Source organism: Vibrio amylolyticus, from assembly GCF_023145695.1.
Lineage (GTDB): Bacteria > Pseudomonadota > Gammaproteobacteria > Enterobacterales > Vibrionaceae > Vibrio > Vibrio amylolyticus.
The window spans coordinates 1-24,936 of the sequence record NZ_JAJHVV010000021.1; the positions used below are offsets into that span (position 1 = coordinate 1).

The 24,936-nt window shown below is 43.3% G+C and carries 21 protein-coding genes; 3 read left to right on the forward strand and 18 right to left on the reverse strand.

Annotation, left to right across the window (positions count from 1 at the left end; genetic code table 11):
- On the reverse strand, positions 1-1,585 hold a 1,585-nt coding region (locus KP803_RS21295), incomplete at its 3' end, for a cadherin-like domain-containing protein (RefSeq protein ID WP_248010864.1).
- Positions 1,586-1,877: 292 nt separating this feature from the next.
- Between KP803_RS21295 and KP803_RS21300 the strand changes: the two genes are divergently transcribed.
- A complete protein-coding gene (locus tag KP803_RS21300) occupies positions 1,878-3,191 on the forward strand; it encodes a TolC family outer membrane protein (protein ID WP_248010865.1) in 1,314 nt (437 codons plus the stop codon).
- Positions 3,192-3,193: 2 nt separating this feature from the next.
- The gene (locus KP803_RS21305; RefSeq protein WP_248010866.1) at positions 3,194-3,808 is read left to right on the forward strand and encodes an OmpA family protein; all 615 of its coding nucleotides are present in this window, start codon (positions 3,194-3,196) and stop codon (positions 3,806-3,808) included.
- A 122-nt stretch (positions 3,809-3,930) separates the two neighbouring features.
- Here KP803_RS21305 and mnhG read toward each other — a convergent pair whose 3' ends face one another.
- The 12 genes from mnhG to KP803_RS21365 form a co-directional block, all read right to left on the reverse strand.
- Entirely contained in the window at positions 3,931-4,311 is a 381-nt protein-coding gene (mnhG, locus tag KP803_RS21310; protein WP_248010867.1) for a monovalent cation/H(+) antiporter subunit G, read from the reverse strand.
- Entirely contained in the window at positions 4,304-4,579 is a 276-nt protein-coding gene (locus tag KP803_RS21315; protein ID WP_248010868.1) for an MrpF/PhaF family protein, read from the reverse strand. The genes mnhG and KP803_RS21315 overlap by 8 nt, the downstream gene beginning before the upstream one ends.
- 4 nt (positions 4,580-4,583) lie before the next feature.
- Positions 4,584-5,057, reverse strand: a complete 474-nt coding sequence (locus KP803_RS21320; RefSeq protein ID WP_248010869.1) for a Na+/H+ antiporter subunit E — start codon at positions 5,055-5,057, stop codon at positions 4,584-4,586.
- Positions 5,057-6,550, reverse strand: a complete 1,494-nt coding sequence (locus KP803_RS21325; protein ID WP_427916979.1) for a Na+/H+ antiporter subunit D — start codon at positions 6,548-6,550, stop codon at positions 5,057-5,059. Before KP803_RS21325 ends, KP803_RS21320 begins: the two co-directional genes overlap by 1 nt.
- Positions 6,547-6,900, reverse strand: a complete 354-nt coding sequence (locus KP803_RS21330; RefSeq protein WP_248010871.1) for a Na+/H+ antiporter subunit C — start codon at positions 6,898-6,900, stop codon at positions 6,547-6,549. The genes KP803_RS21325 and KP803_RS21330 overlap by 4 nt, the downstream gene beginning before the upstream one ends.
- A complete protein-coding gene (locus KP803_RS21335; RefSeq protein ID WP_248010872.1) occupies positions 6,901-7,335 on the reverse strand; it encodes a Na+/H+ antiporter subunit B in 435 nt (144 codons plus the stop codon).
- A complete protein-coding gene (locus tag KP803_RS21340) occupies positions 7,335-9,623 on the reverse strand; it encodes a putative monovalent cation/H+ antiporter subunit A (protein ID WP_248010873.1) in 2,289 nt (762 codons plus the stop codon). The genes KP803_RS21335 and KP803_RS21340 overlap by 1 nt, the downstream gene beginning before the upstream one ends.
- A 545-nt stretch (positions 9,624-10,168) precedes the next feature.
- The gene (gene nhaA / locus KP803_RS21345) at positions 10,169-11,332 is read right to left on the reverse strand and encodes a Na+/H+ antiporter NhaA (protein WP_248010874.1); all 1,164 of its coding nucleotides are present in this window, start codon (positions 11,330-11,332) and stop codon (positions 10,169-10,171) included.
- Between the two features lie 251 nt (positions 11,333-11,583).
- The gene (locus KP803_RS21350; RefSeq protein WP_248010875.1) at positions 11,584-12,714 is read right to left on the reverse strand and encodes a lipocalin-like domain-containing protein; all 1,131 of its coding nucleotides are present in this window, start codon (positions 12,712-12,714) and stop codon (positions 11,584-11,586) included.
- Entirely contained in the window at positions 12,715-15,168 is a 2,454-nt protein-coding gene (locus KP803_RS21355) for an ABC transporter permease (RefSeq protein WP_248010876.1), read from the reverse strand.
- A complete protein-coding gene (locus KP803_RS21360) occupies positions 15,149-15,820 on the reverse strand; it encodes an ABC transporter ATP-binding protein (protein WP_248010877.1) in 672 nt (223 codons plus the stop codon). The genes KP803_RS21355 and KP803_RS21360 overlap by 20 nt, the downstream gene beginning before the upstream one ends.
- Positions 15,821-15,936: 116 nt before the next feature.
- Positions 15,937-17,319 (reverse strand): MATE family efflux transporter, encoded by a 1,383-nt coding sequence (locus tag KP803_RS21365; RefSeq protein WP_282437369.1) that lies wholly within the window; start codon positions 17,317-17,319, stop codon positions 15,937-15,939.
- A 114-nt stretch (positions 17,320-17,433) separates the two neighbouring features.
- Between KP803_RS21365 and KP803_RS21370 the strand changes: the two genes are divergently transcribed.
- The gene (locus KP803_RS21370; RefSeq protein WP_248010878.1) at positions 17,434-18,888 is read left to right on the forward strand and encodes a DUF2867 domain-containing protein; all 1,455 of its coding nucleotides are present in this window, start codon (positions 17,434-17,436) and stop codon (positions 18,886-18,888) included.
- Positions 18,889-18,984: 96 nt separating this feature from the next.
- Here the strand turns inward: KP803_RS21370 and KP803_RS21375 are convergent, their stop codons facing one another.
- The 5 genes from KP803_RS21375 to KP803_RS21395 form a co-directional block, all read right to left on the reverse strand.
- Complete coding sequence (locus KP803_RS21375) at positions 18,985-19,647, reverse strand: DUF2913 family protein (RefSeq protein WP_248010879.1); 663 nt, start codon at positions 19,645-19,647, stop codon at positions 18,985-18,987.
- Positions 19,647-20,855: a Bcr/CflA family multidrug efflux MFS transporter gene (locus KP803_RS21380; RefSeq protein WP_248010880.1), complete on the reverse strand. Its 1,209-nt coding sequence runs from the start codon at positions 20,853-20,855 to the stop codon at positions 19,647-19,649. The genes KP803_RS21375 and KP803_RS21380 overlap by 1 nt, the downstream gene beginning before the upstream one ends.
- 209 nt (positions 20,856-21,064) lie before the next feature.
- Entirely contained in the window at positions 21,065-21,760 is a 696-nt protein-coding gene (gene rsuA, locus KP803_RS21385) for a 16S rRNA pseudouridine(516) synthase RsuA (protein WP_248010881.1), read from the reverse strand.
- Between the two features lie 75 nt (positions 21,761-21,835).
- Positions 21,836-22,741: a LysR family transcriptional regulator gene (locus KP803_RS21390; protein ID WP_248010882.1), complete on the reverse strand. Its 906-nt coding sequence runs from the start codon at positions 22,739-22,741 to the stop codon at positions 21,836-21,838.
- A 139-nt stretch (positions 22,742-22,880) separates the two neighbouring features.
- A complete protein-coding gene (locus KP803_RS21395; protein WP_248010883.1) occupies positions 22,881-24,935 on the reverse strand; it encodes an alkyl/aryl-sulfatase in 2,055 nt (684 codons plus the stop codon).
- Position 24,936 lies beyond the last annotated feature (1 nt).

A 24,936-nucleotide genomic window follows, 5' to 3' on the forward strand; every position in this document is an offset into this window, starting at 1 on the left:
CTTCTGTCACAGGATCGGGGCTCACCACCGTCAGTACTGGTGTATCGGCGTTATCTTCACCATCTAGATCATCCACGATGATCGCACTACCGCTATCATTCAGATTAAGCTCGGTCAACTCCTCACCAATCTCGCCTAATACGTTCACGTCTAGAGCGAAGTTTTCGCTCCCTTCGAAAATATCGTCATTAACAGTCGCCACACTCACGGAGATCCCAGAAGCATCACCAGGAATAGGTAACGTGTCGCCATTGCTGATAATAAACTCTCGAACACCGTCACCATCGGTGTAGCTAACGGTAATCCCATTAAACGCTACGAGATCAGCCAGTTCCGCACTACCATCAACATTCAAGGTAAAGGTATAATCCAAAACCGCGTCCACATCGTTACTGAGTTCGACACCAAATACTGCACTGCCCCCTTCGGTTACGTCGTCTGAATTACTAACGATTAGGGTTGGTCGATCATCATCGGGGTCTTCACCTGGACCCGAACCGTCATCAACAATACTGCTATCAACAGATCCACTTCCGACAAGCCCACTTACTGATTCAACGTTTAGACTGAAAGACTCGCTACCTTCATAAACGTCATCTTGTATGGTCGAGAGGACAACAGACAATGAAGTGACGCCAGCTGGCACTACAACGGTACCGTCTTCAGCAATAGTTAGAATTTCACCTGTATTTGTTTCAACGACAGCTTCACCAATATCTTCGTCTTCTGCAGTCTCAAGCCCCAACGAAAGATTTAATGTCGTGTCTTGATCGGAGGCTTTATCAAAGCTTATTGTGTATTCACCGTCTTGCCCTTCACCGATAACCGAAGGACCCGTAATACTAATCTCCGGGATTGGGTTAACGACAATATCGACAGTAATAATATCCGTTCCACCTAGTCCATCCGAAACGGTCACAGTGAAGCTATCGTCACCATCATAATTTTCATTTGGTGTGTATTCCCACGAACCATCTTCCCCAACAGTTACGACACCATTCGCAGGTAAAGTATCTAACTCAAAAGTAAGTGGATCATCATCAGGGTCTGTTGCGGTTAACTCCCCCGAAATAGCCGTGTCCTCATCCGTTTCAACCGAGATACTCTCTCCAATTGGAGCAGCAAACGCACTAAAGAAAGGGGCTTCATTAACAATGACATCAATCAGCGCAAGACTCTGAGTTTCTGACAACCCCTGACCTTCTAACGCCTCAGTATCAAATTCGGTTTCCGCAATTGTCTCAGAGCCATCTCTTTCAATCGTACCACTGGTCCCTAGACTTGAACCCCCGGCTCCTCCGGCGGCGGTTGCAAAGTCATCATTGGCTGTCGGGTCGACCCCTTGTTCTAATTGCTCAAAGATTTGCGCAATTTCGCCTTCAAGATCGAGTTCGGTAAAGCCGCCATCAGCATTTGTTAATCCAGCTTCTATCACCGGCTCATCTGGTCCGCCATTGTCTACGGTCACAGTCACTTCACCGGGCAAAGGAATTTCCCCTGGAGCAAGTTCTCGAATCTGTCCGTTTACATCAATTACTATGGTTGCGTTAGCAAGACCAAATAGCGATAAGTTTCCAATACCCATAATTCTCGTCCTATGGCAGCAACAGCCACAAAAACCCCGCACGCAGGGCCTCTGTCAAAATGACATTCATTTTGCTTCTCATCTAAATTTAGAAGGTTTTTAGTGATAATCCAGTCAATAAACGCGTGTTACTCGGACATATTTCACAAGTTGTCAATATTTAAGGGGATTTAATTTTGAATTAAGTTCTCAAAATGACTCAAGCTCTACTAAACTTCCAAGAATTAACATTTATGTAACTTAATATTTCTGACTGAAGTATCCGTTATATGTTCATTAAAGGAGTATGTGAGTGAGATGGAATAAGCCTGCTTTGCTAGGTTGTTTAATCGCCGCAAGTTTTGGTGCCTCTGGCCAAACACTAGAACAAGCCGTCGCGATTACACTGGCAACTAACCCTGAAGTAAAAAGCATTTATAATGAGTATTTAAGTAAGGTGAAGGAGAGTGATGCCTCTGGGGGTGCTTACCTACCGAGTATTGATCTGGATGCTGGGATTGGATACGAGGGTATTAGCCCAGCGGAATCTTTAAATCAACCTGACACTGATGAAACGAGAAAAGAAGCATCTATCAGTTTAACTCAGCTGTTATGGGATGGTTCAGCAACTCTGCGTGATATGGACAGAACCGCAGCAGAAGCAGAATCTGTCAGGTTACAAATCCTTGCAGACTCTCAGGATATCGCCCTTCAAGTGACCCAAGTCTATTTAGATGCAGTCAAAGCCACTGAGGTTTTAGCGCTATCAGAAAGTAACTTAGCCGTACACAAAAAGATCTATAAGGATATTAAACGACGATCGGAATCAGGGATTGGCTCAACTGCCGATGTCTCGCAAGTGGAAGCTCGTATCGCTAAGGCACACGGTAATTTACTTGCTGCGCAAAACAACTTAGTTGATACACATACGCAGTTTTATCGATTAGTTGGGCAACAACCTCTTGGTCTAATCTACCCACGAGCCGATGAATCTAAACTGCCACTTTCTCTAACCGACGCGATCGATGTTGCTTTTGATAACCACCCTGTGATTCAAATTGCCAAAGCCGACATTGACGCTGCTCGGTTCCAATACGAACAGACCAAGGGCGTTAACTACCCTACTCTTTCTCTCGAAGCAAGTCAGACATGGCGAGATGACGCCGGAGGAGATAAAGGTAATAGCGAAGAAACGCTCGCGATGCTGCGTTTACGTTATAATTTGTTCAATGGTGGTACTGATAGCGACCTAACCGAACGAGCGGCTTATCAGTTAAACAAGTCTAAAGATTTACGCGATAATGCGTATCGTCAAGTAGAAGAAGGTCTACGCCTCTCTTGGTCTGCACTCGACCTCACGTTACAACAAAAGAACTTCCTCGCTGACCACGTTGATTCAGCATCTGAAACAGTTATTGCCTATGACAAGCAATATAAGATTGGGCAACGAACATTGCTGGATTTGCTCAATACGGAAAATGAGCTTTTCGAAGCTCGAAAAGATTACTTGGATGCCCACTATTCTGAACAATATGCGAAATACCGAGTAATGAATGCAACAGGCTCACTGCTTGATGCACTATTAGTGGATATCCCTGAAGATTGGACAGAGCGAGTGGAGTATTGATTATGATGAATAAAACAATCTTAGCCATCGCTGTCGCCTCTTTCACTCTAGCAGTATCTGGGTGTGCTAACGACGACTACGACTATATCGAGACGAGTAAAGCGAACCAAATCTCTGACCTGCTCGATGATGATAGAGATGGTGTCGTTAATGCTAGAGATATTTGCCCCGGTACACCGGAAAAAGCAACCGTCGATAATGATGGCTGCGGTGTCACTATCTCTGAACAAGATTCTATGCAGTTAAGAATATTGTTTGGTCACGACTCCTATGAGATCAACCCAGTCTTTGCGAGTCAAATTCAAACCATGGCTGACTTTTTGAAAACCTATCAATCGGCTTCAATTGAAATTCAGGGTTTCGCAAGTAAAGTTGGCTCAAACGAGTATAACCTAGAGCTTTCCAAGCAAAGAGCAAAAATGGTGAGAGAAAAACTTCTCTCATATGAAATATCTCCTGATAGAGTCGAGATTGTAGGTTATGGTGAAACTCGATTAGAAAGTGAAGAAGAAGATCCTGCTTCTCATGCTGTAAACCGAAAAGTAACGGCGACCGTGGTTGGCTTAAGAGAAGAAGTTGTCGAAGAGTGGAATATCTTTACGACGTTGGAAAAATAACACTTAGACGCGATACTAGCTAAGTTATAGAAGCCAAGTTCTAGAAACTAGAAAGCTTATAAAACTAAAAAGCGCTCCATCATAGGTGATGGAGCGCTTTTATTTACTTCAGTTTATAGAGGTTACGACGTTTTCTTCTTCTCTTCACAACGGCTTGAAAGCTGGTGCGTTTCCATATCGTACTGCTCTTTAATGGCGTCCTTTACAGTTCCTTCCCATACACAAACACCAACAAAGTAACTCGCTCTTGCTAATACATGCGCAGCGATTGGGGCTGTAAAAATAACAAAAACCACCACAGCGCCCGCTCGTACTACAACAGCAGTATCGTCCCAAAAGACAATAGCAAACGCGATCACCAATAAGCCAATCCCCAGCGCTCCCGCCTTCGTGGTTGCATGCATGCGCGTTAGCAAATCAGGCATACGGTTTAGACCAATACTCGCGAGCAACATTAGGAATGAGCCCATGAGAACAAGGAACGCTATTACAAAATCAATCATCTTTACGGATCCCTCTTTGCTCTAAATAACGAGAAAAACCAACGGCAGCCAAGAATGACGTTAACGCCAGAACAATGGCTACATCAATAAACTTCGGCTCATTATGAGCAATGCTGTAAAGCACGATCAGGCCAACAGTTAAAGACGCCATTAGCTCTAGAGCGACAACACGATCGGGAAGCGAAGGTCCCTTCAACAAACGAGCACAGGCAAAAAGTAGCGCAATAGTCAGTATGATGAAGCTAATATCATAGACGGTTTCTAACATAATTTTACCCCAGCAAATCGATAATCATGGCTTCAAGGCGCTTAAATTCAGCGATATGAAGCTGTTCATCTTCAAAGTACATCATATGCACGTACAACACTTTTTTATCGGTCGAGACATCTAGTGCTAACGAGCCAGGCGTAACTGTGATTAATGAAGAAAACATAGTAATGCCGCCATCACTTTGAATATCCAACGGTACGGCAATCACAGCAGGCTTCATTAAGTGCGTTGGCGTTAGTACGTCATAAGCTACACGAGCGTTCGCTTTGATTAAGTCCCAGATGAAGAACAGAATGAAGTTCAATAGCTTTGGCAGTTTTCCAAAATACGCACCAAACAATGGTCGGTCACGTAATGCATAGGCCAATACAATGTAGCTCATTAGCATGCCGGCAAATAAATTGGAAATTGTGTAACTTCCAGATAGCACGACCCAAGCCAGTGCCAATAGCATATTCCATCCAAATGCTTTCATTATTGACCTCCTAACACAGCTTGAATGTACTGCTGTGGATCAAGGATTTGTTCTGCTGTCATAGAAGCTAGCTGCACAAACCACTCTGCATTAATACCAATCGTCACGGTAATGATCGCCATGAGAACAATCGGAAGATACATGCAGAATCGCTCTGAATCAGACATAGGCTCTTTGACTTCCGCTTCTTCTGGCAGTTTTTTCCAGAAAGCTTCAGCCCAAATCTTAATCATCGAGTACATAGTTAGCAAGCCAACAGCGAGTGAAGCAAACACGGCAATCCACTCTTTTGCATCGATACCCGCTTTAATGACTACAAACTTAGCGAAGAAACCCGATAACGGTGGAATACCGGCTAGAGACATCGCTGGAATAGCAAACAAAATCGCTAATACTGGCGCTGACTTATACAAACCACCCAGTTTTTCTAAGCGATAGCTGCCATGCATTCGGTGCATCACACCACTGATTAGGAACAAGTTAGTTTTCACAACAATGTGGTGGAATAGATAGAACACACCACCCAGAATAGCTAATGGTGTAAACAGCGCTAAACCTAAGATCATGTAACCAATTTGGCTCACAATGTGGAAAGATAGAATTCTACGCACATCAAATTGCGCTGCGGCACCCAAAACGCCGGTAACCATGGTAAAGATACCCATCCACATCAGAATCGTGTTGTGGGTGAAACCAATGTCACCAACAAAGATAACACTGAACACACGGTATAGAGCGTAAACGCCAACTTTAGTTAACAGGCCAGCAAAGACCGCTGAAATAGCCACTGGTGGCGTATGGTACGAAGCAGGAAGCCAGAAGAACAGTGGGAATGCTGCTGCTTTGATACCGAATGCGACCAAGAAGAGTAACGAAATTACCGTCACGACTTCTGGGTTATCCGACATCGACAGCTTCTGACCAAGATCGGCCATGTTCAATGTGCCTGCATAAGCGTATAGCAAACCAACCGCACTTAAGAACAGAGCAGATGAAAGTAAGTTAAGCGTTACATACTTCAGCGCACCTTCCATTTGGCTACGTTCACCGCCAAGGATTAGCAAACCGAACGACGCCACTAGCATGATCTCAAACCATACATACAGGTTGAAAATATCACCAGTTAGGAACGACCCAACTACACCTGCAAGCATCAAATGAAGCAGTGGGTAAAAGCCGAACTTTTCATGCTCCTTCGTCATTGTCGCTAACGCGTATATCGATATACAGAAAGCAACAACGGAAGAAACCGTCACCATCACCACCGCTAACAAGTCAGCGACTAAGGTAATACCGAACGGTGCTTCCCAGCCACCAAGATTGGTCGCTTGAATGCCACTGGTGTAAACCTTATGGAATAAAGTAATCGCAGCAACAAGCAACGAGAAATTAGAAATAACGCTGACCCAACGCTGCAGCGTGCGGTGTTTCCACAACATCATAGATATTGCTGCGGCAAACATCGGAATCAGTACTGGCATTAATAGCATCATAATTGAGAATCTGTACTCTTCATTTCATTCATATCGTCTGCACCTATAACTTTATAAGCGCGTTTTATCAGTACAACGGCAAACGCCAATACACCAAAACTAATAACGATAGCGGTTAAGATAAGGGCCTGTGGCAAAGGGTCTGCGATAGCACCCACTGGCATTGTCATTCCCTCTTCAATAAGTGGTGGTGCACCTCGAACAAGTCCGCCGCCAGTGAAGATAAGAAGGTTGGTCGCGTTGGATAAAATCATTAATCCAATCACTAACTTAACAACGCTGCGTCGTAACATCATGTAGAGTGCTGCCGCATAAAGAGCACCAATGACAATAGCAAATAAAGTTGTCATCTATTCCTCCAGTTGTGCTAACGAAAACAGTAGCGTTGTCACCATGCCAGTAACGACAAGATAGACGCCAATATCAAAAATCAACGGCGTGCTGATTTTCAGCTCGCCTAGACCAGGAACGTTTACATACCACCACACAGCACTTAGGTATGCACTTCCAGACTGAACGACACCAATCAAGCCACTGATTAAAGAGATGATGAGACCACCTCCCATTAAGTAGCTGCTATCAATTCCGATCAGTTTACGCGTTTGAGCCGCATCAAATGCAAACAGATGTAATGCAAACGCAGTTGATGCCACTAGGCCAGCAATAAAGCCACCGCCCGGTTCATCGTGCCCACGTAAGAGAAGAAACACTGAGAACAGCAGTAACATCGGCAGTAGGAAACGAGCCACTACCTGTAGAATGAGAGAAGTACCGGTATTGTTCATTACTTTTCCTTCCTAGTTCTTAGCATCGCAGTCACACCCAATGCAGCAAGTGCTAGAACAAATAGTTCACCCAAGGTATCGAGAGCACGGTAGTCAACCAAGATTACGTTAACGATGTTACGACCCTTAGCGATGGTATAGCTGTGTTCAATCATGTATTCGCTAATACGACCTGGCATTGAGAAATGCGTTACCGTAAGTAACAGCACGGCCATCATCACACCAAACGTAAGTGCGACGAAACAATCTCTCCAGCGCACATCACTACTCGATAGCTTCTGGAATTTAGGTAATTTAAACAGAACAAGGACCAGCATGATAACCGTCAGCGTCTCAATCAATACCTGTGTGATCGCTAAGTCAGGCGCACTGAAGAACACGTAAATTAGTGCCATTGCGAAACCAAGCGCACCAATAGCTGCAACCGAACCTAATCGTAATGGCGTTACACAAGCGTAAGTAATTACGGCAACAATCAGAACCGAAATACCAATATCTTTTATAGTTACATCTGAGAAGTCGATATCCCAATGGAAGCCTACTTTCGTGATCATCGCATAACCAACCAACAAGATCGTGGTAATAAAGATGGTCAAAATGTAGTTCGCCATATAGCCATTCTGAAGCTTAACCGTGCTCCACTTAGCAAACTTGACTAGGTTATCCATAAAGATGTCATAGCCGCGCTCTGGACCGTAGTTAAGCATAGGTTTTGCTTTAGAGGCTTTGGCCCCTAATGAATCCCATTTCTTAAACAGGAGGTAACCTAAACCGAGCGCTAACATACTAATCATCAGCGGTAAGTTGATACCATGCCACAGTGCTAGATCTACCGACTCTAACGAGTTAGCTGAAACCGCATTAACTGCAGATGTCACTAATGGGTTTACCAAGCTTGGAATTAAACCAAAGATCAAACCAATCGTTGCTAGAACTGAGAATCCTAAACGCATTCCAAGTGGCGCCTCATGTGCTTCTTTTGGTGTCTCTTTCTTATCGCCCCAGAAAGGCTTAATAACCAGAAGACCAGCACAAGCAACGATAAAGATAGACGTCAGCAAGGTCATGAAGATAAGCAAAGTGCTCCACTGGCTAGACAGTACCCCTTCCAGCATCATCTCTTTACCAATGAAACCAAACAGTGGTGGAACGCCTGCAAGTGCGAGTGCCGCAAGTGACATAAATGCAGCGGTATATGGCATTGCCTTACGCAAACCACCAAGCTCTCGTACGTCTTTAGTCCCAGTTTCATGGTCAATCGTACCTGCAGCCATGAATAATGCACCTTTGTACAGTGCGTGGCCAAGTAAGAATACGATGGCAGCCAGAAGTGAAGCTTCAGTACCAATACCAATCAACATAGTCAGAGTACCGAGAGCCATAACCGTTGAATACGCTAGGATACGTTTTAGATCCGTACTCGTTACCGCCATTATCGCACCAAGCAGCATCGTAATAGAGCCGAACGCAGTTAAAAGGAGTGTCCAGGTATCGTGCCCTGCCATTGTTGGCTGAAGACGTGCCATCAAATAAACACCGGCTTTTACCATCGTTGCCGAGTGAAGGTATGAACTCACTGGCGTTGGCGCTGCCATGGCGTTCGGTAACCAGAAATGGAATGGGAATTGAGCCGACTTTGTAAACGCACCTAACAGTATCAAGCCCATCATGACAATAAATAGAGGGTGAGATTGCAGATCACTGCCTTGAGCAATAATTTCATTCACTTCATAGGTGCCTGCAATAGAACCTAATACAATAATACCCGCAAGTAAGGCTAATCCACCACCAACCGTAACGATCAAACCCTGTAGTGCTGATTTTCTTGAAGACTCTTTCTCATGGTAATAACCGATCAACATATAAGAAGTGATACTGGTTAGCTCCCAAAAGACAAACATAGCCATCAAGTTGCTAGAAAGAACGACACCTAACATCGCGCCCATAAAGGCCATTAAATACATCAACAGTTTACGTTGATCGGCTTTGTGCGCTAAATAACTTCCCGCGTAGACAATAACGAAAAAGCCAATACCCGAAATCAACAAAGCAAACAATAGGCTTAAACCGTCTAACCAAAAGTTCAAGCTTATACCGAGTGCAGGAACCCAGTCATAGCTAAACAGTTGAGGCCCCTGCTCGGTAACGGCAGGAATAAAAGTTGCGAAATAGACAAACAATATCGCTGGCAATATAGCGAGCAATTTACTTGTTTGTTCTCCAAAGTGCCTAAATAGCCATGGCACGAATACCGCCAGAACGAATCCTGACAGAACTGCAATCAGCATTAAGAATAGCCTCCAAAAACTTCCACTTTCTTAAAGTAGAAATACCCACCCATTTGGGTCATCAGTTTGATCAGTATATGAAAATCCGTCATAAAAACATATCAACAATAAATACTAATTGCCTTTGCATAACAGATGCACATAAATGATAACTGTAAAATTTATTAGCAGGGGAGTTTATTCAAATTGATTTGATATGAATACTCGCTTGTTGTGAACCAAAACCTCGGAATTACCGATGTTAATCACCATTTACAACGGAAAAACAGGATTGAAAGATGGGTTGTATCTCAAGATACGGCAGAAATAGGAACAAAGAGCTCGATCTCCAAACTTAAATTTAATTCACACAAACTATTGCACCACAAAAAACTATAAACCTAGAGCCAAAAAAAACAACACTTAGCAAACACATTACCTCCTATAAAACTAAAAGCCCATAACACTCGCCTTAGGTTATGGGCTTTTTTTACAAACTTGATATATAGTCGCGTGTCAGAATATAAATATACCAGCTATCAACGTGAGGAAACCATCACCAACACTTAGTGATTATTGACTGCGACTCTAGGCTTTGGCAAAACAAAACTCAATACACAATAACCGAGAACAGCTGACCCCGTTGAACCAAGTAAAATCCCTAAACGCGCATATGTATCCATGGTCTCTTTTTCAAAACCAAATGCCAACGAAGAAATAAATATAGACATTGTAAAGCCAACGCCGCATAACAAAGAGACGGCAAATATATGTCTCATTGTAATTCCCTCAGGTAACTTAGCTATATTTAGTTTCAGTGCCATCCAGCAAAAAGACATAATTCCAATAGGCTTACCGACTAACAGCCCAAGAGCTATTCCCATTGGTAACATCGAAGTTAGCCCAGCTATATCGACACCCTGTAACGAGATGCCAGCATTAGCTAAAGCAAACAAAGGAAGTATCCCAAACGCGACATAAGGGTGTAGCGAATGCTCTAAAGTCTTCAACGGAGACGGCTCTTTGCCTTTTCCTTTTAATGGAATCGCAAAACCTAACAGCACACCTGCTAGTGTCGCGTGTACACCAGATTTCAACACTGCGAACCACAAGATTGCGCCAACGAGTAAGTACCAGTGCAATGCGGTAACCTTTTTAGAGTTCAACATAAAGAGAACAGCCGTAGAAAGGAAACCAACGACGAGTGCAGTCATTGATAAATCCGTCGTATAAAAGAATGCGATGATAAGTACCGCGCCTAAATCATCAATAATAGCGAGTGCTAATAAAAAGACTTTCAAACTTACTGGTACACGATTTCCTAATAGCGCCATGATACCAAGTGCAAACGCAATATCAGTCGCTGCTGGTATGGCCCAACCCGCCATTGCATCAGGATTTTGAAAGTTAAACATGACGTAAACAAGTGCCGGAGCTAACATTCCCCCCACCGCAGCGATGGCTGGAAACATCGCTGTTTCTTTCGATTTTAACGCACCCTCAATAAGTTCACGCTTAACTTCAAGACCAATAATTAAGAAGAATATGGCCATCAAGCCATCATTAATCCAATGAGAGAGCGACATCCCCATAACATAGGTATGCAGAAACCCCTGATACATTCCATTGAGAGGTGAGTTAGCAACACACATCGCAAGAATTGCGGCAATGACAAGCAGAATACCACTGGATGACTCCATCTTAAGAAAGTCACGAATCATACTTCTCATTTTAAATAGCCCTTCTGAATTTTAATCACAACTTACATCCAAATATTGAATAAGAAACGAATCAAACTTAATAACACTTCGATTCTACTGATATTTTAATTCGTTATTTCCGATATAACACCGAGCTACCTCTCAATAAGCCTAACCGTAATATCATGTTACAAACTAAGTTAAGCACAAAAAAAACTCGCTAACCAATTAATTTTAGCGAGTTTATATATTTGGATTTTCAGCAACAATGGTTTAAAAAGTTAATAGCCCGTTAACTGCATAAACCCTTTACCATTATGTGAACCTCGCACTTCGATTGGCCCTTCCCAGTAAGGGATAATAAAAGGAAGAAGTAGATTTTTATTTACAGGCGTTAGGGCAAGATTAATGTCATATTGCGGTATAATAACGTCCCACTCTAAAGGGACTCTTTTTCCGCCTTTCAAAACACTTCCTTTTGAAGAATTCAGTGATATTTGAGTCTCATCGAGAGATATCGTTTTACCTGAATTACTTATTATGCTACCGAAGACATAGGGCATCTGATCTTCATGACGATATTGACTGACTGTCAGCACTTCACTTTCGTTTAACCTTACAACAAACCAATCCCAACCCTTTTGACGTTGAGAGATCAACTGACTTCCCCACTCTTTGCTCATCCAAGCATTGCCCTTGACGCGGGTTGTCTTATTGTCGCCAAGTGTTATCTCCCCCTTCACCGAAATAAAAGGAGCACTGATATTAAAGGCCGCAATAGGCAACAGATCGTGTTTTGGTTGGTAACCATTTTCACCTAGCAGTGCAAATGGCCCTGCGGCTTGCGATTGCAAATTTAGCGCGAATTCATTGGTCGAAATATCAAGCTCTCCAGGAAAAGGAGTCTTACCGGTTGCCTGCCAGCACCAATTATCGACCCATACTTTAAATGGTTCCACAATCATACCCGCCTGACCAACACCACCTCTTGCAATTCTCTGCTCTTTCCAGACTTTGTTCTTGCTTGAAATAACCACATGCGAAATATATATCTGAGGGCTCTGCCACCCTGCTGTTTTTCGCTCATCACTGGCTATTCGAAAATAGCTCCACTGTATTCCATACTCGGCGCCCTCATCATCAACAACGTTAGCAAAATATTGCCACCACTCATGTTGATATTCAGGGTGAAAGCGAAAATCTTTAGGTAAGGTTACAGCTGTATCTGGTAGTACTGGTTCAAAAACTTGCTTTTGCAATAAATCGACGACAGCATTTCGAGTACCACTATTGGCTTCATTAGTGACGTCGTTAGAGTCAATATAAAGTAAGGCAGCAACTGTTGTAATAACCAACAATACCAAGAGGCTTCTTACCAAACTGAGCTTACTATTTCGTTTTCTATTCTTCATCTATAGCGCATCTCTTAGAGATTTCATTGGCGTATTTTTAATGCTTCTTAACACAGGCAATGCACCTGCTAACATCAAAGAACCCATCACCCATAAAACCGTCTTTAAATACTCAACTGGTACGAAGCGAAGCTCTAGTGTCCAACCGAAAGATTGTTTTATGACGACATCAACAACGATACTCGCTAATGCGAGACCAAGCGGTAACGCAATGAGAATGGCAATTAAACAAAAAGCAAAGAGTTGAAGCCCACTAATGATCACTAACTCCTTCCCTGAAATACCAAAGCAACGAAGCAAAGAAATATGGCGTTGCCGCGAGACCTCACCCGCCAAAGTCGCAAAGAAAATGCCACAAACAGCAATAAGTAGTGTGATGTTGCCTAATGTATCCGCAATAGCAAATGTCCTATCAAACACCTTCATTGCTTGGTTATGAATATCACTGTTATCAAATACTCGATCCGATGTTAAACGAAATACTGAATCCAGACGATGCTTTAACCCTGTTGGGTTCACATCTGGTTTTAGCTCAATACCTAGGGCGACACTCCCTTTCCCAGCAAAACTATTTAACCAATTTCGATGTGACAGCAGCACTTGGTTATAAGGGTTACCATAATCGTAATAGACACCAACAACCTGCCAGCGCTGTCCAAGCTTCGCCGATAAGTTAATAAAATCGCCAGGCCTAATACCAAGTTTCAGTGACATTGACTCACTGATCATAACGCCTTTTGAATGATGTAAATGATGCCAGTAATTAGGAATACCAAGCTTAACAGTTAACGCATCGAGTTCTGCGTCTGATGCACCAGTACTAACAACTTGTAAAACCCCTTGCTTGGTTGCTTCTTCTTTTTCCCAACGCCACCATACGCCAGCAACCTCTGGCTGCTTCTGAAGCCAACTGCTTAAACGAGCTGCTGAGTTATTCGTTGGGTAGATATAAATATCAGCCGCTAAACGTTGAGTTAACCACTTATCCGTAGTGTCACGGAAACTGCCAACCATAGTTTCGACACCGATGTTACCTGCCATCGCAAGCATTAGGGCCATTGTCGCAACACCACGATAGCTCATACTCGCGGCAGCATCTGCAAAGAACCAACGTAACTTAACCCATCGCATTGAATAGGTGAAACTGGTGAACAGTTTCCAGATTATAAATGGAGTAAACAGCGCCACACTCATCAACATTAAGGCCATTAAAATAAAACCAGATGATTGAGTTTGTGGGACTTGATATATAGCAACAGCTGCGACGCAAAATGCACAGGCTAACAGAGCTTGAAAAGAGAACTCAGTGCCAGCGAACCTAACTAATGATAGGCGTGATGTTAAGCGATTAGGCTGAGAGCGCAAGAGGCGAACTAAAGGCCATATACAGGCAGTCACAACACCCAATATACACATCGCTAAGCTGTAGAAACTTGAATGGTAACTCCAACCAATATCAAGCCCAACATTCGCATCATACAACTCTCCTAAACTGGTAGAGACAGCCGGAATAAGCTGATTGGCCAACATTAACCCAAGTATGTTTCCACAAAACCAACTGATCAATATCATACCAATAAGTTCAAGTGCTAACGCTTTAGTAAGTTGCCAACCTGATACGCCTGTTTGTCTTAACATTCCAACTAGTGGCTGACGCTGAACAAAGGAGAGTGAAATAGCCTGATAGAAAATAAACAGACCAACAACAAACGAAAGCATCCCCAATGCTGAAAGATTCATATGAAAGGCATTGGTTAAAGATTCAAGTTCAGTACGAGAACTACGTGATAGCGATAAGCCATTGGGCAGGCTATTTTTCAGTCTTGCTAACTTCTCTTTTGGCATTTCACTGCATGCAATTATATCCATGCCGGAACTTCGATTAAGCATCCTAAGAAGAGAGATATCGGCAATCATGCGAGTGCCAGTAAAGTTCTTATTCTTATCAATAACAATTGGGCCTAACTGAGACTGATCGTTCAGTGTAATAAAGTCGCCATCTTGCCAATTGAGCCTATCAGCGAGCCCTTCACTAACTACAATCGGGTAAGGAGGTTTCATCAAATCAAGGTTTTCAAGCTGTTTAAGAGACACTCCCTGATCGATTTGGATCATAGCGACAGGATCGATGCCAACCAGCACCAAATTATCACCATTCGCTGAGGTCAAATACAGTTGGTCAAACGGAACACATTCGTTAAAGCCATCTCGCCTTAGTTGAATATATAACCCTTGTGGGACTTTGTTAGAGACGTGTTTAGGGCGAATACGATAAGGTAACGGATTAGAGAAGAGTTTTTCACCATCAGCATAACTTTCTCTGGCGTGATGGTTTATCGAAGTCACACCGACTAACAGTGACACCCCAAGCGTTAAACCGAGTAAAACTAGGATTATTTGTAAAGGATATCGACGGTAATGCCCAAGTAGTGCTTTAACTACGGGCCATAACATGGAGTTGCCCTCCTTGAAGGCGTATACGGCCATCCATGTGTTCTGCTACTTTTTCACTGTGTGTGACAAGCAAGAGAGTACAGTCGAGCTGGCGAGTCAAAGAGGTCAACAAACGCATCACCGCTTCAGCATTTCGTTCATCTAAACTTCCTGTAGGCTCATCAGCTAACAGTATCTTAGGTTCCATATAAAGAGCTCGAGCAATGGCGGCTCTTTGCTGCTGTCCACCCGAGACTTCTTCAGGGTAACGACCAAGTAGAGGCATGAGGTCAAGCGCTGATAATATTTGACGCCACAAACCATGGTCTTCAGGTAACCCTTTTAACTGGCGGCAAAATCGAATGTTATCGGCGATATTAAGAGTTGGAAGAAGATTGAACTGCTGAAAAATAAGGCCAACATTGTTGCGGCGATAGGCCGTTCGTAAATACTCGGGGCTGGCATGCATAGAAAAGTTAGGGTACCAAACCTCTCCAGAATCGATAGTATCAAGACCGGCAATCAAATTTAACAGTGTGCTTTTACCTGTGCCACTTTCACCCATTAATGCCACTTGATCGCCTTGGTTTAATGTTAATTCTGCACCTTGTAAAACAGGATGAAATTCACCACCATCTACATATCCTTTACACAGGTCGGTCAGCTGTAACATTAAATAGCTCGCAATAATAAGTCTGGGACAGAGAATCTACACTAAATCGAGCGTTCTAGAAAGTATTTTGAAAACTAGATCACAAGATATGCATTCACTTGCAAAAATTGAACGCGTCACTTCTCATTTTCTATTAAGTTATTCATCCACTTCTTGCTTTTTATCCGATGAAGTGAGCCAAACCATTTGACCACTTCTTCGGTTAGAAATAGAAGATAGATCCATTGAGGCTCCATGCCTAAATACAACGCCGCAATTGCAGCAAACGGGATACCGATAATCCATTGAGCCACTAAATCTTGATACAAGCAGAACTTAACATCGCCACCCGCTCTTAAGATCCCATTAATTGCCATCATCGGAATCGAGCGAATAACAATACCGATACTCAATATCAAAATAAACAACTCTGAGAGTTCTCGGGTTTCATCCGTTAGAGCGCTAAACGCATCGAGTACGAGGTCATGAACCAAGAATAGCCCAATCGAAACGAAGATACTGACGACAAAATTAACCATAAGCAGTGCGATAGCTTGGTAATAAACGGCGTCATACTCTTTGGCTCCCAACTGATTCCCTACAATCACCGCAGCTGCGCTCGACATACCAATCATCAATGCTAACGAGATTGACTCAACTGGCGTCATAACCGACAAGGCAGCTAACCCCTGCACGCCTGACTGCCCCATAATTGCGTGATAAACAAAGAGTCCACCAGCCCAAGCTAGAAAGTTAAACGTAGTCGGTAGCGATAGTTTAAGAAATCGACTGACTTTAATCCAATCAAGCACTGATTTTAGATCTTCAATACCAAACGCCAAGAGGTGTTTTTTTAAGTATAAAAAGCCATAAAGCGTTGCAACCTCTATGGCGCCACTTAGTACCGTAGCAATCGCTGCCCCTTTAATGCCCATTGCAGGGAAACCAAGATGACCAAAGATCAACACCCAGTTTAAGAAGATATTTGAAGCAATACCAATACCACTAAAAAACGTGCTGATACCGGGTTTATGCACAGCTCTAAGACCCACAGACATACTCGCCACGCAAGCTACGGCTAACATGCTCACCGATGCGATAGTCAGATATTCACTACCGAGCTGATTAATAATCTCAGAGTCTGTCGTTAGCCCCATAATTTGGCTAGGAATTAAAATAAAGATTAGCGCCGTCAAGACAGCGAAGACACACGAAACTAACCAGGTTAACGCGGTGCTTTCCGTTACACCCTTTTTGTCCCCTGCTCCCCAATACTGCGCGGTTAATAACGCTCCGCCAGTCGTGACCCCAACAATCATAATCGTCGTAACAAACGTCGCTCTCGCCGCAACGCCAACCGCTGCAATTTCAGCCTCACCTAACTGGCCAAGCATAAGCACATCAACCAACCCACGACTTGAGAACATAATACTTTGTAATGTAATTGGCAGAGCAATGGCGACGAGTTGACGAAAAAAGCCATTGCTTGTATGTAAGCGTATTTGAGAGATTAGCGACAAATTTGTCACCTCAGTAGGTTGAATGAACAATAGATCAATGGGTTATAGTATACTGTTAAGATAAATAGTCGACCATACCTATTCTAAGTGTGTCGAAAGTCATAAAGGGATTTTATGAAAAAAGTATTGGTACTTGGTGCATCTGGTTATGTCGGCTCTCAACTTCTTCCTATGTTACTCAATCAAGATTACAGCGTAACAGCAGCGACACGTCACTTAGATTATTTACAAGCCCGAGTATCGCCCCACCCTAACCTAGATTTCACTTATTTGGATCTTGCCGACCTTGAGAGCACAAGAAAACTCATTCCTCAGTTTGACCTTATCTATTTTCTTGTTCATGGTATGGCGGTAGGACATGACTTCATCGACTATGAGCTTTCTTTAGCTGAAAACTTTAAAACCGCGCTATCAGAAAGCAACGCAAAACAAGTCATCTACTTAAGCGCATTACAGCCAAAAGACGGTCACTCTGAACACTTAGACGCAAGACGACAAACCGGCAACATTCTTAGGCAAACACACGTTCCCATTACTGAATTACGAGCGGGGGTTATTATAGGCCCGGGTTCCGCCGCGTTTGAGATAATGCGAGATTTCGTCTACAACCTACCCATTATGGTCGCGCCTAAATGGGTTGATTCAAAAGCTAACCCTATTGCGCTAGAAAACCTTAATCACTATTTACTCGAAATGGCGAAGGAAGCACCATGCGATCATCGTCTATTCTCCGCTGGTGGGCCTGATGTACTCTCCTATCGTGAACAATTTAGAACTATCTGTGGCATTGTCGGTAAGCCCTTTCGGCTCTGGTCTACCTCTTTTCTCACACCTAAACTCGCCTCTCACTGGCTAGGCTTAGTAACCTCTGTTCCTAGCAATATTGGCCGTGCACTATTAGATGGGTTAGCTCATGACTATGTGTCTGATTCAAACGATATACACAAGCACTATCCTCAAGAATTAATCCCTTATCGACAAGCGGTCAAAACGGCAATCGAAGAGGAAGGGACATTTGTACGAAGCAATGTATGGGGGTTTGAACCTGAAGCACTCAACCGTTGGCAACCCGGCTATGGCTACTATGCAAAACAAGCAGGGGCTAGCATTAAAACCACACTCACTTCAGAGCAGATCTGGGCAATTGCAAAGCAGATAGGCAGCCGAAAAGAAGGTTATTTCTTTGCCAACATTCTGTGGCGAATAAGAGAGTGGCTCGATATATTTTTAGGAGGCGGAATACCAAAGCGCCGCGAACCAGAAGGCCCTGAACTCAAAGTCGGCGATCATATCGATTCTTGGAAAGTCATTCGCTGTGAACCGAACCACTTCCTATCTTTGTTTTTTGGTATGCGAGGGCCAGGGTTAGGCCGGTTAGAAATTTCAATCTCAGATTCAGGAGATGAACGAGAGCTTACTGTTACTGCCTGGTGGCACCCTCAAGGCTTTTTAGGACTGCTCTACTGGTTTGCAATGATGCCCGCTCACCTATTCATTTTCAAAGGTATGGTGAAAGCGATAGTAGATAAAGCGAAAGTAGAAAAAGCCCAAACTGATGGTGAGGGATAACAATACACCGAGTAACTTAAATCAATGGCACTAGTCGATTGAAATGAGTAACTCAGTGTACATTATAAATAGCTATTCAATGATGACTAAAGACCATCAATCAATGTTCAAATTCAGTGGAATTTCAGCTAACTGGTTACCTTGATTGTTTGGGTAGATGATGTATTCGCCATGGTATTTAACCACCGACTTATAATCGGTCACTTTATGAACCATAAAGCCTTCTTCCGCGGCTTTCTCGATAAACTCTGCGTGGTGGCCTCGAACAAACCAATGCATCGGCTTTGAAAGGCGCTCACCATCAAAACAGTCATCACACTGATCAGCACATAAAGCTAGTGAGCTATGACCATCAGTAAAGATTTGAACCTTGCCACCACCGAGTAAAGGTTCAGAAGTCGATACATCCCAGTTTTGTGCAATCATCAGATCCAGAAATTTTTCAATATCGCTGTCTTTGATCTCATCGCCTTTTTCATTCTCAGAAAAGAATTGAGCATAGAAAACAGAGATGCGCTTAAAGATGAACGGCAACCCTGCGTTATTACCTTTCGAACGCCCAGACTTTTGCCAGCGCACTAGATCATCAACGACACAGCGATCAAAACGTTGTGTTTTAAGCGACTTTGTCACCCAGTGAATTAAAAAGTGATTGTTTGCTATTGGCGCGTCAGCCAGTTTTCCAGATGCATGCTCTGCATACATTTCAGATAACGCTGAATTCACAACGTTTTGAATTTCTACAGTGTAATTTGACACTATGCCTTTCTTCCTAATGTCCAATAAAATACGATCGACAGCACTGAACAAGCTGTCATAACTAAAATCATAGGCCAAACAACGTCACTCGGCATGGCTGCGACAATCGCGCCAATAACGGAACCCGTACCAAACCTTAACGTCCCAGCGAGTGAGGATGCTGTTCCCGCCATATTCGGATAGCCGCTTAATAATAACCCCATAGAGTTACTGCCAATTGTTGAAATCGTTCCGATGAACATCACAACAAACGGTACTGTTCCCCACAAACCTAAATCAAGAACCCAACCCGTAAATAGGCCGATACCCGCAACAAGCTGAATGAGTAGCCCAATGCGCATCATGGTGTGAGAGCCTAGCCTTTTCACCAGACGACCGTTAATTGCCGTCATAATGATCATGGCGACAATATTTAACCCAAACAGATAACCAAACTGGTCTGGGCGAACGCCATAAATATCTATATATACAAAAGCGCCAGCGGTTAAGAAAGCAAACATACCCGAAAACGAAAATGCCCCTGCGAATATAAGGCCCATAGCAGTTAGGTTTTTAAACAGCCCCATATAATTACGCAGCGTAGTGCCTAAGCGAAGCGGATGGCGTTTCTCTTCCGGCAATGTCTCTGGTATTTTCCACATCACCAGACATATCACGATAACGGCGAAGCCAGCCAGTACCCAAAATATAGACCGCCAGCCAAACCAAATTGCCAGATAGCCACCGATCATAGGCGCAAGTAATGGAGCGACTGTCATCACTAGCGTAACAAACGACATGGCACGCGCGAAGTCCTCTCGATCAAACATATCACGCACGACAGCTTGAATCACAACCGCGGCAGCAGCCCCAGCAAAGCCTTGAGCACAGCGAACATAGGTTAATGCATCAATACCGGTTGTCGTTGCACTGATAACAGCAGCAATAGCAAAGAAAAGTACGCCAATAAGAAGAACGGGCCGACGACCAAAGCTGTCAGCAAAAGGACCATGAAAAAGCTGCCCGATTGCAAACCCAGCCGTGTAAGCCGTAAGAGTAAATTGAACCTCGCCCGCAGTTACACCGAGATCGTTAGCAATAGAAGGCATTGCTGGCAAGTACATATCAATGGCAAGCGGTGTTAAAGCACCAATTGCACCGAGTACCGCGAAGAGTAAGAAGCCAATCTGTTGGTTATTAACTGATGTAGATATCGTATTATGCGTCATTAATTATCTAGTTTGTTGCAGGTTTTGTCGTAGATTCTTCCAAACTCTTAAGAAAACCCAAGACAAAATCTAAATTCTACCGAATACTCAATAGTAACGGTTAAACGCACAAAGGCGAGTTCCAATTTGGAAATAAAGTAATTCCAAAAGGTATTATTAATTCCTATTGGAACCACTCATTCGAAGATAAGAAGCTTAAGCGACGAACGCTATTTCCAGATAGAATTCACTTCTTCTTCAGTCAGATAGCGATACTCACCAAGCTCTAAAGACTCATCCATTTCAATCTCACCGATTTTTTCACGGTGAAGGGCTTCAACTCTATTACCCAATGCTGCAAACATGCGCTTCACTTGGTGGTACTTTCCTTCATGAATAGTCAGAAGCACCTCTTTCTCTGCGCGAACGTCTAGGTGAGCCGGTAACGTTAACCCATCCTCACTTTTCAGCTGAATGCCTTGTTTAAACTTCTCTACATAATCCTCTTCAACAGGCTCATCAAGCCATACGCGATAGGTCTTTTCACACTTATGCTTCGGTGATGTAATACGGTGCGACCATTGACCATCATCCGTAATCAAAACCAAGCCTGTCGTATCAACATCTAGGCGACCTGCAAAATGAAGCCGGTCCATTTTGATTTCATCAATCAGTTCAAATGCTGTTGGATTTGTACCATCTTCATGCGAGCAGACAAAACCTTCTGGCTTATAAAGCATAATGTAACGAGGTCCAGATAACTTAAGCTGATTGCCCTGCCATTCAACCACAGACTCTTCTGTTACGTGTGAAGCGGCTCTTTTTTCCATCGCACCATCTACGATAACTTGTTTTGAACGTAGGATCTGGTGAGCTTCTTTTCTGGTCACACCTAAAGTGTCACATAAAAATTTATCTAAACGCATGTTGGCCTCATTTGAGCGAAATCGCGCGCAGTATACATGGAATTTGTACAACAGTGAGTATCGGCCGAAAATTTATTACCCTTCTACCCAAGCTTTTCTTACGATATCTCGCAGCCATTTGTTCGCGGGGTTATTGCTGATTTTCTTGGGCCAGTGCAGCCAGACCGTAATATTATTGATTTCAAACGGAACCGGAAGAATGTCTATAGGCAGTGTTTTTTGTAGATCTTGTGCTAATCGTTTCGGGCAAATACCTAACGCATCACTGCTTGCCAAAGTATGTATCATCGAATAGAGCGAATTATGTTCACTATGTGTCTTACGCTGGGGCAGAGCCCGCTTTGCAAGCGTATCTGCTGCTCTATTATTCCAACGGCGTAAATTGAGCTTGACATGTGACTCTGCCATGTAATCTTCAAACCTCAAAGGCAGCTTCACTCTTGGGTGATTCTTTCTCGCTACACAACAAATTTCCTCTTCATAGATAATTTCAGAATTGATACCCGCCAAACTTGGCAATACATAATCCAATGCCAAATCAACTTCTCCACTCATCAACAAGTCATAGATCTGTTCATCTTCCGCAGGAGGTGCAATACAAATAATTTGGCAATTCGTATCATTCTCTTTATCTAACCGTGCAACAAAGGCAGACATATAGATGTCTGGTACCAAGACCCGAAAAGTACGTTTAGACTCATAAGGATCAAATTTTTCATAGCTCGATAAGCTCTGTTCAATGTCCATATAAGGTATGGCTATTTGCTTATAGAAATCATGTGCGACAAATGTCGGTTCAACCCCTATATTTGTTCTCTGAAAGAGTGTTTCAGACAGCTGTGCATTTAACCGTTTAATTGCGTGACTCACCGCTGATGGGGTTAGGTCTAATACTTCTGCTGATTGTGAATAAGAATGAGTTTTGTAAACGCTGAGAAACACTCGTAATAGATTAAAATCAAAATGGTTACTTTTTGGCATCGAACCATAACCCTTATTCAAATACGTTGGAATTCAATGTATCACCAAAGTATTGCAACAACAAAAAAGCCTCGGGATACCTTCCGAGGCTTAACACTGTGCGCTTAACGTTTACTTACTTCACGCAAATTAACTCCAATTATCGGTTAATTGGTGATACACCTGTCTTCGACTTACCAAAGCTGTACTCTGAATGGTCTTGTGGCAACGCCATCTTGAACCAGAATTTAAAGTCATCAAGGTAACCCGTTAGCTGACCAACTTTACTCAAATCACCTTTCACTGTTGCTTTACCTTCTTTAAGAAGCTCTTGCAGCGTTGTTTGCTGTAGCAACATCAAAGTGATGTCTGAACGGTTAACGGTTAGCGTAAAGTCTGGGTTTGGAACATCAAAACCTTCAATATTGCTCATGCGACCATTTGAGGCTTCTATTGCGTATTTTGCATCTTCATCAGGGATCACTAGGTTTGCATTCATTACGAACCCATCCATTGCGGCTTGCGGGCCATTAAATCGAACGCCCATGAAGTTTAAGAAGTCACGTGTTGGCATCGCTTGAATTACGTCTGGTGTAATGGCTTTTGTTGATTGCACTTCAACAATACCATTACGTAACTCTGCCGCACCAGCTAGGAACACGTTACGCTCACCAGAAGACTCTGATTGGTAACCTAATTGTTCAAAACAGTCAGCTTGTAAGTAACGTGCTTGCATGTTTTCTGGGTCAGCAAAGACAACATTGTTTACAACAGTTGCACACCAACGGAACTCGCCATTTTCGAATGCTTTTTTACCTTCCGCAAGAATCGCCTCTTCACCCATCATCTCTGTATATTTTGTTGCTTGATCAACAGAGTTTAAGTGCAATAAAGTCGCTGGGTTCATATCAAAGTAACCGATGTACTTATTCGCAACTGCTTTAGCATTACGGTGGTATGAACCGTGGTAACCACGAGTATACCATTGGTCAGCAAGCGGCTTAGGCACAAAGAACTCATCCTGAATATCAGTAATGCTTACTCCGTGGTTGATTAGGCGCAGTGTTTCGTCATGTAAGTAACCATACATATCACGTTGACCACGTAAGTAGTCTTGAATATTCTCGTTGCCAAAACGTGGCCATCCGTGTGATGCAAACAATAGTTCTGCTTCATCACCAAACATGTAAAGCGCTTCGTTGATTGAATCAGCCCACTGCATAGTGTCACGTACAAATGCACCACGTAATGTGTAAACGTTGTGTAAACCTGCAACTGTTGTCTCTGCGCCCCAGTATGCTTTGTACTCTGGAATGTACGTGTTCATCTCTGACGGTGCTTCAGTATCCGGTGCGTTGTGGAACACCATTTCTAGCCCATCAATAGTTAGCGTTTCTAGATCATCTTCAACTTGGTGAGTCGGTAGAATCAATGATAGACCACCATTAGCAACACCTTTACCAATAGCGGCATCAACTTGGCCTTTTGCACTTTTCTCGAGTGTATTACCGTATTGGTATACTACGCGACGCGCCATTACATTGCCCGCTAATACGTTTTCTGAAATAGCGAAGTCTGAGAATGCACGCGGTGCAATAATTTGAACCTCACCTGTGTCGACTTGCTCTTGGGATACAAGACCTTTTACGCCGCCGAAGTGATCACCATGAGAATGAGAGTAAACCACTGCTTTGATTGGCAACTCACGAGCTTCTTTTACATGTGTCTTAAATAGCTCATACGCTGCTGCTGCAGTTTCTGGGATGGTGAGTGGGTCAAAAACTACCCAACCATTGTCTGAACGAACAAAGCTCACCTGCGCCAAATCGTAACCACGTACTTGATAGACTTTACCTGGCATGATTTCAAATAAACCATGCTCCATATTCAGCTCTGCTTGGCGCTGCATTGATGGATGAATAGTGTCATAGTCTTCTCCTTGAAGAAGATAATCGTAGTTTCCTAGCTCCCATACCACGTTGCCGTTTGCATCTTTGATTTCCAAATCATCAACACGCGCAATAAAACCTTTTTTCGCTAAATCCCAATCTCCTTGATCAGCAAATGGTAGTGTTGTGCGAATCTCTTTTTGAAACTCAATCGTATGTGGTGTCGCCTCTTTTTGATCTGGCGTAAATGTTGGAAGTGATGCGCCAGCACTAACGGAACCAGATACAGCTGCTGTAATCAGTACGCTAAGGGTAGAAAGCTTCATA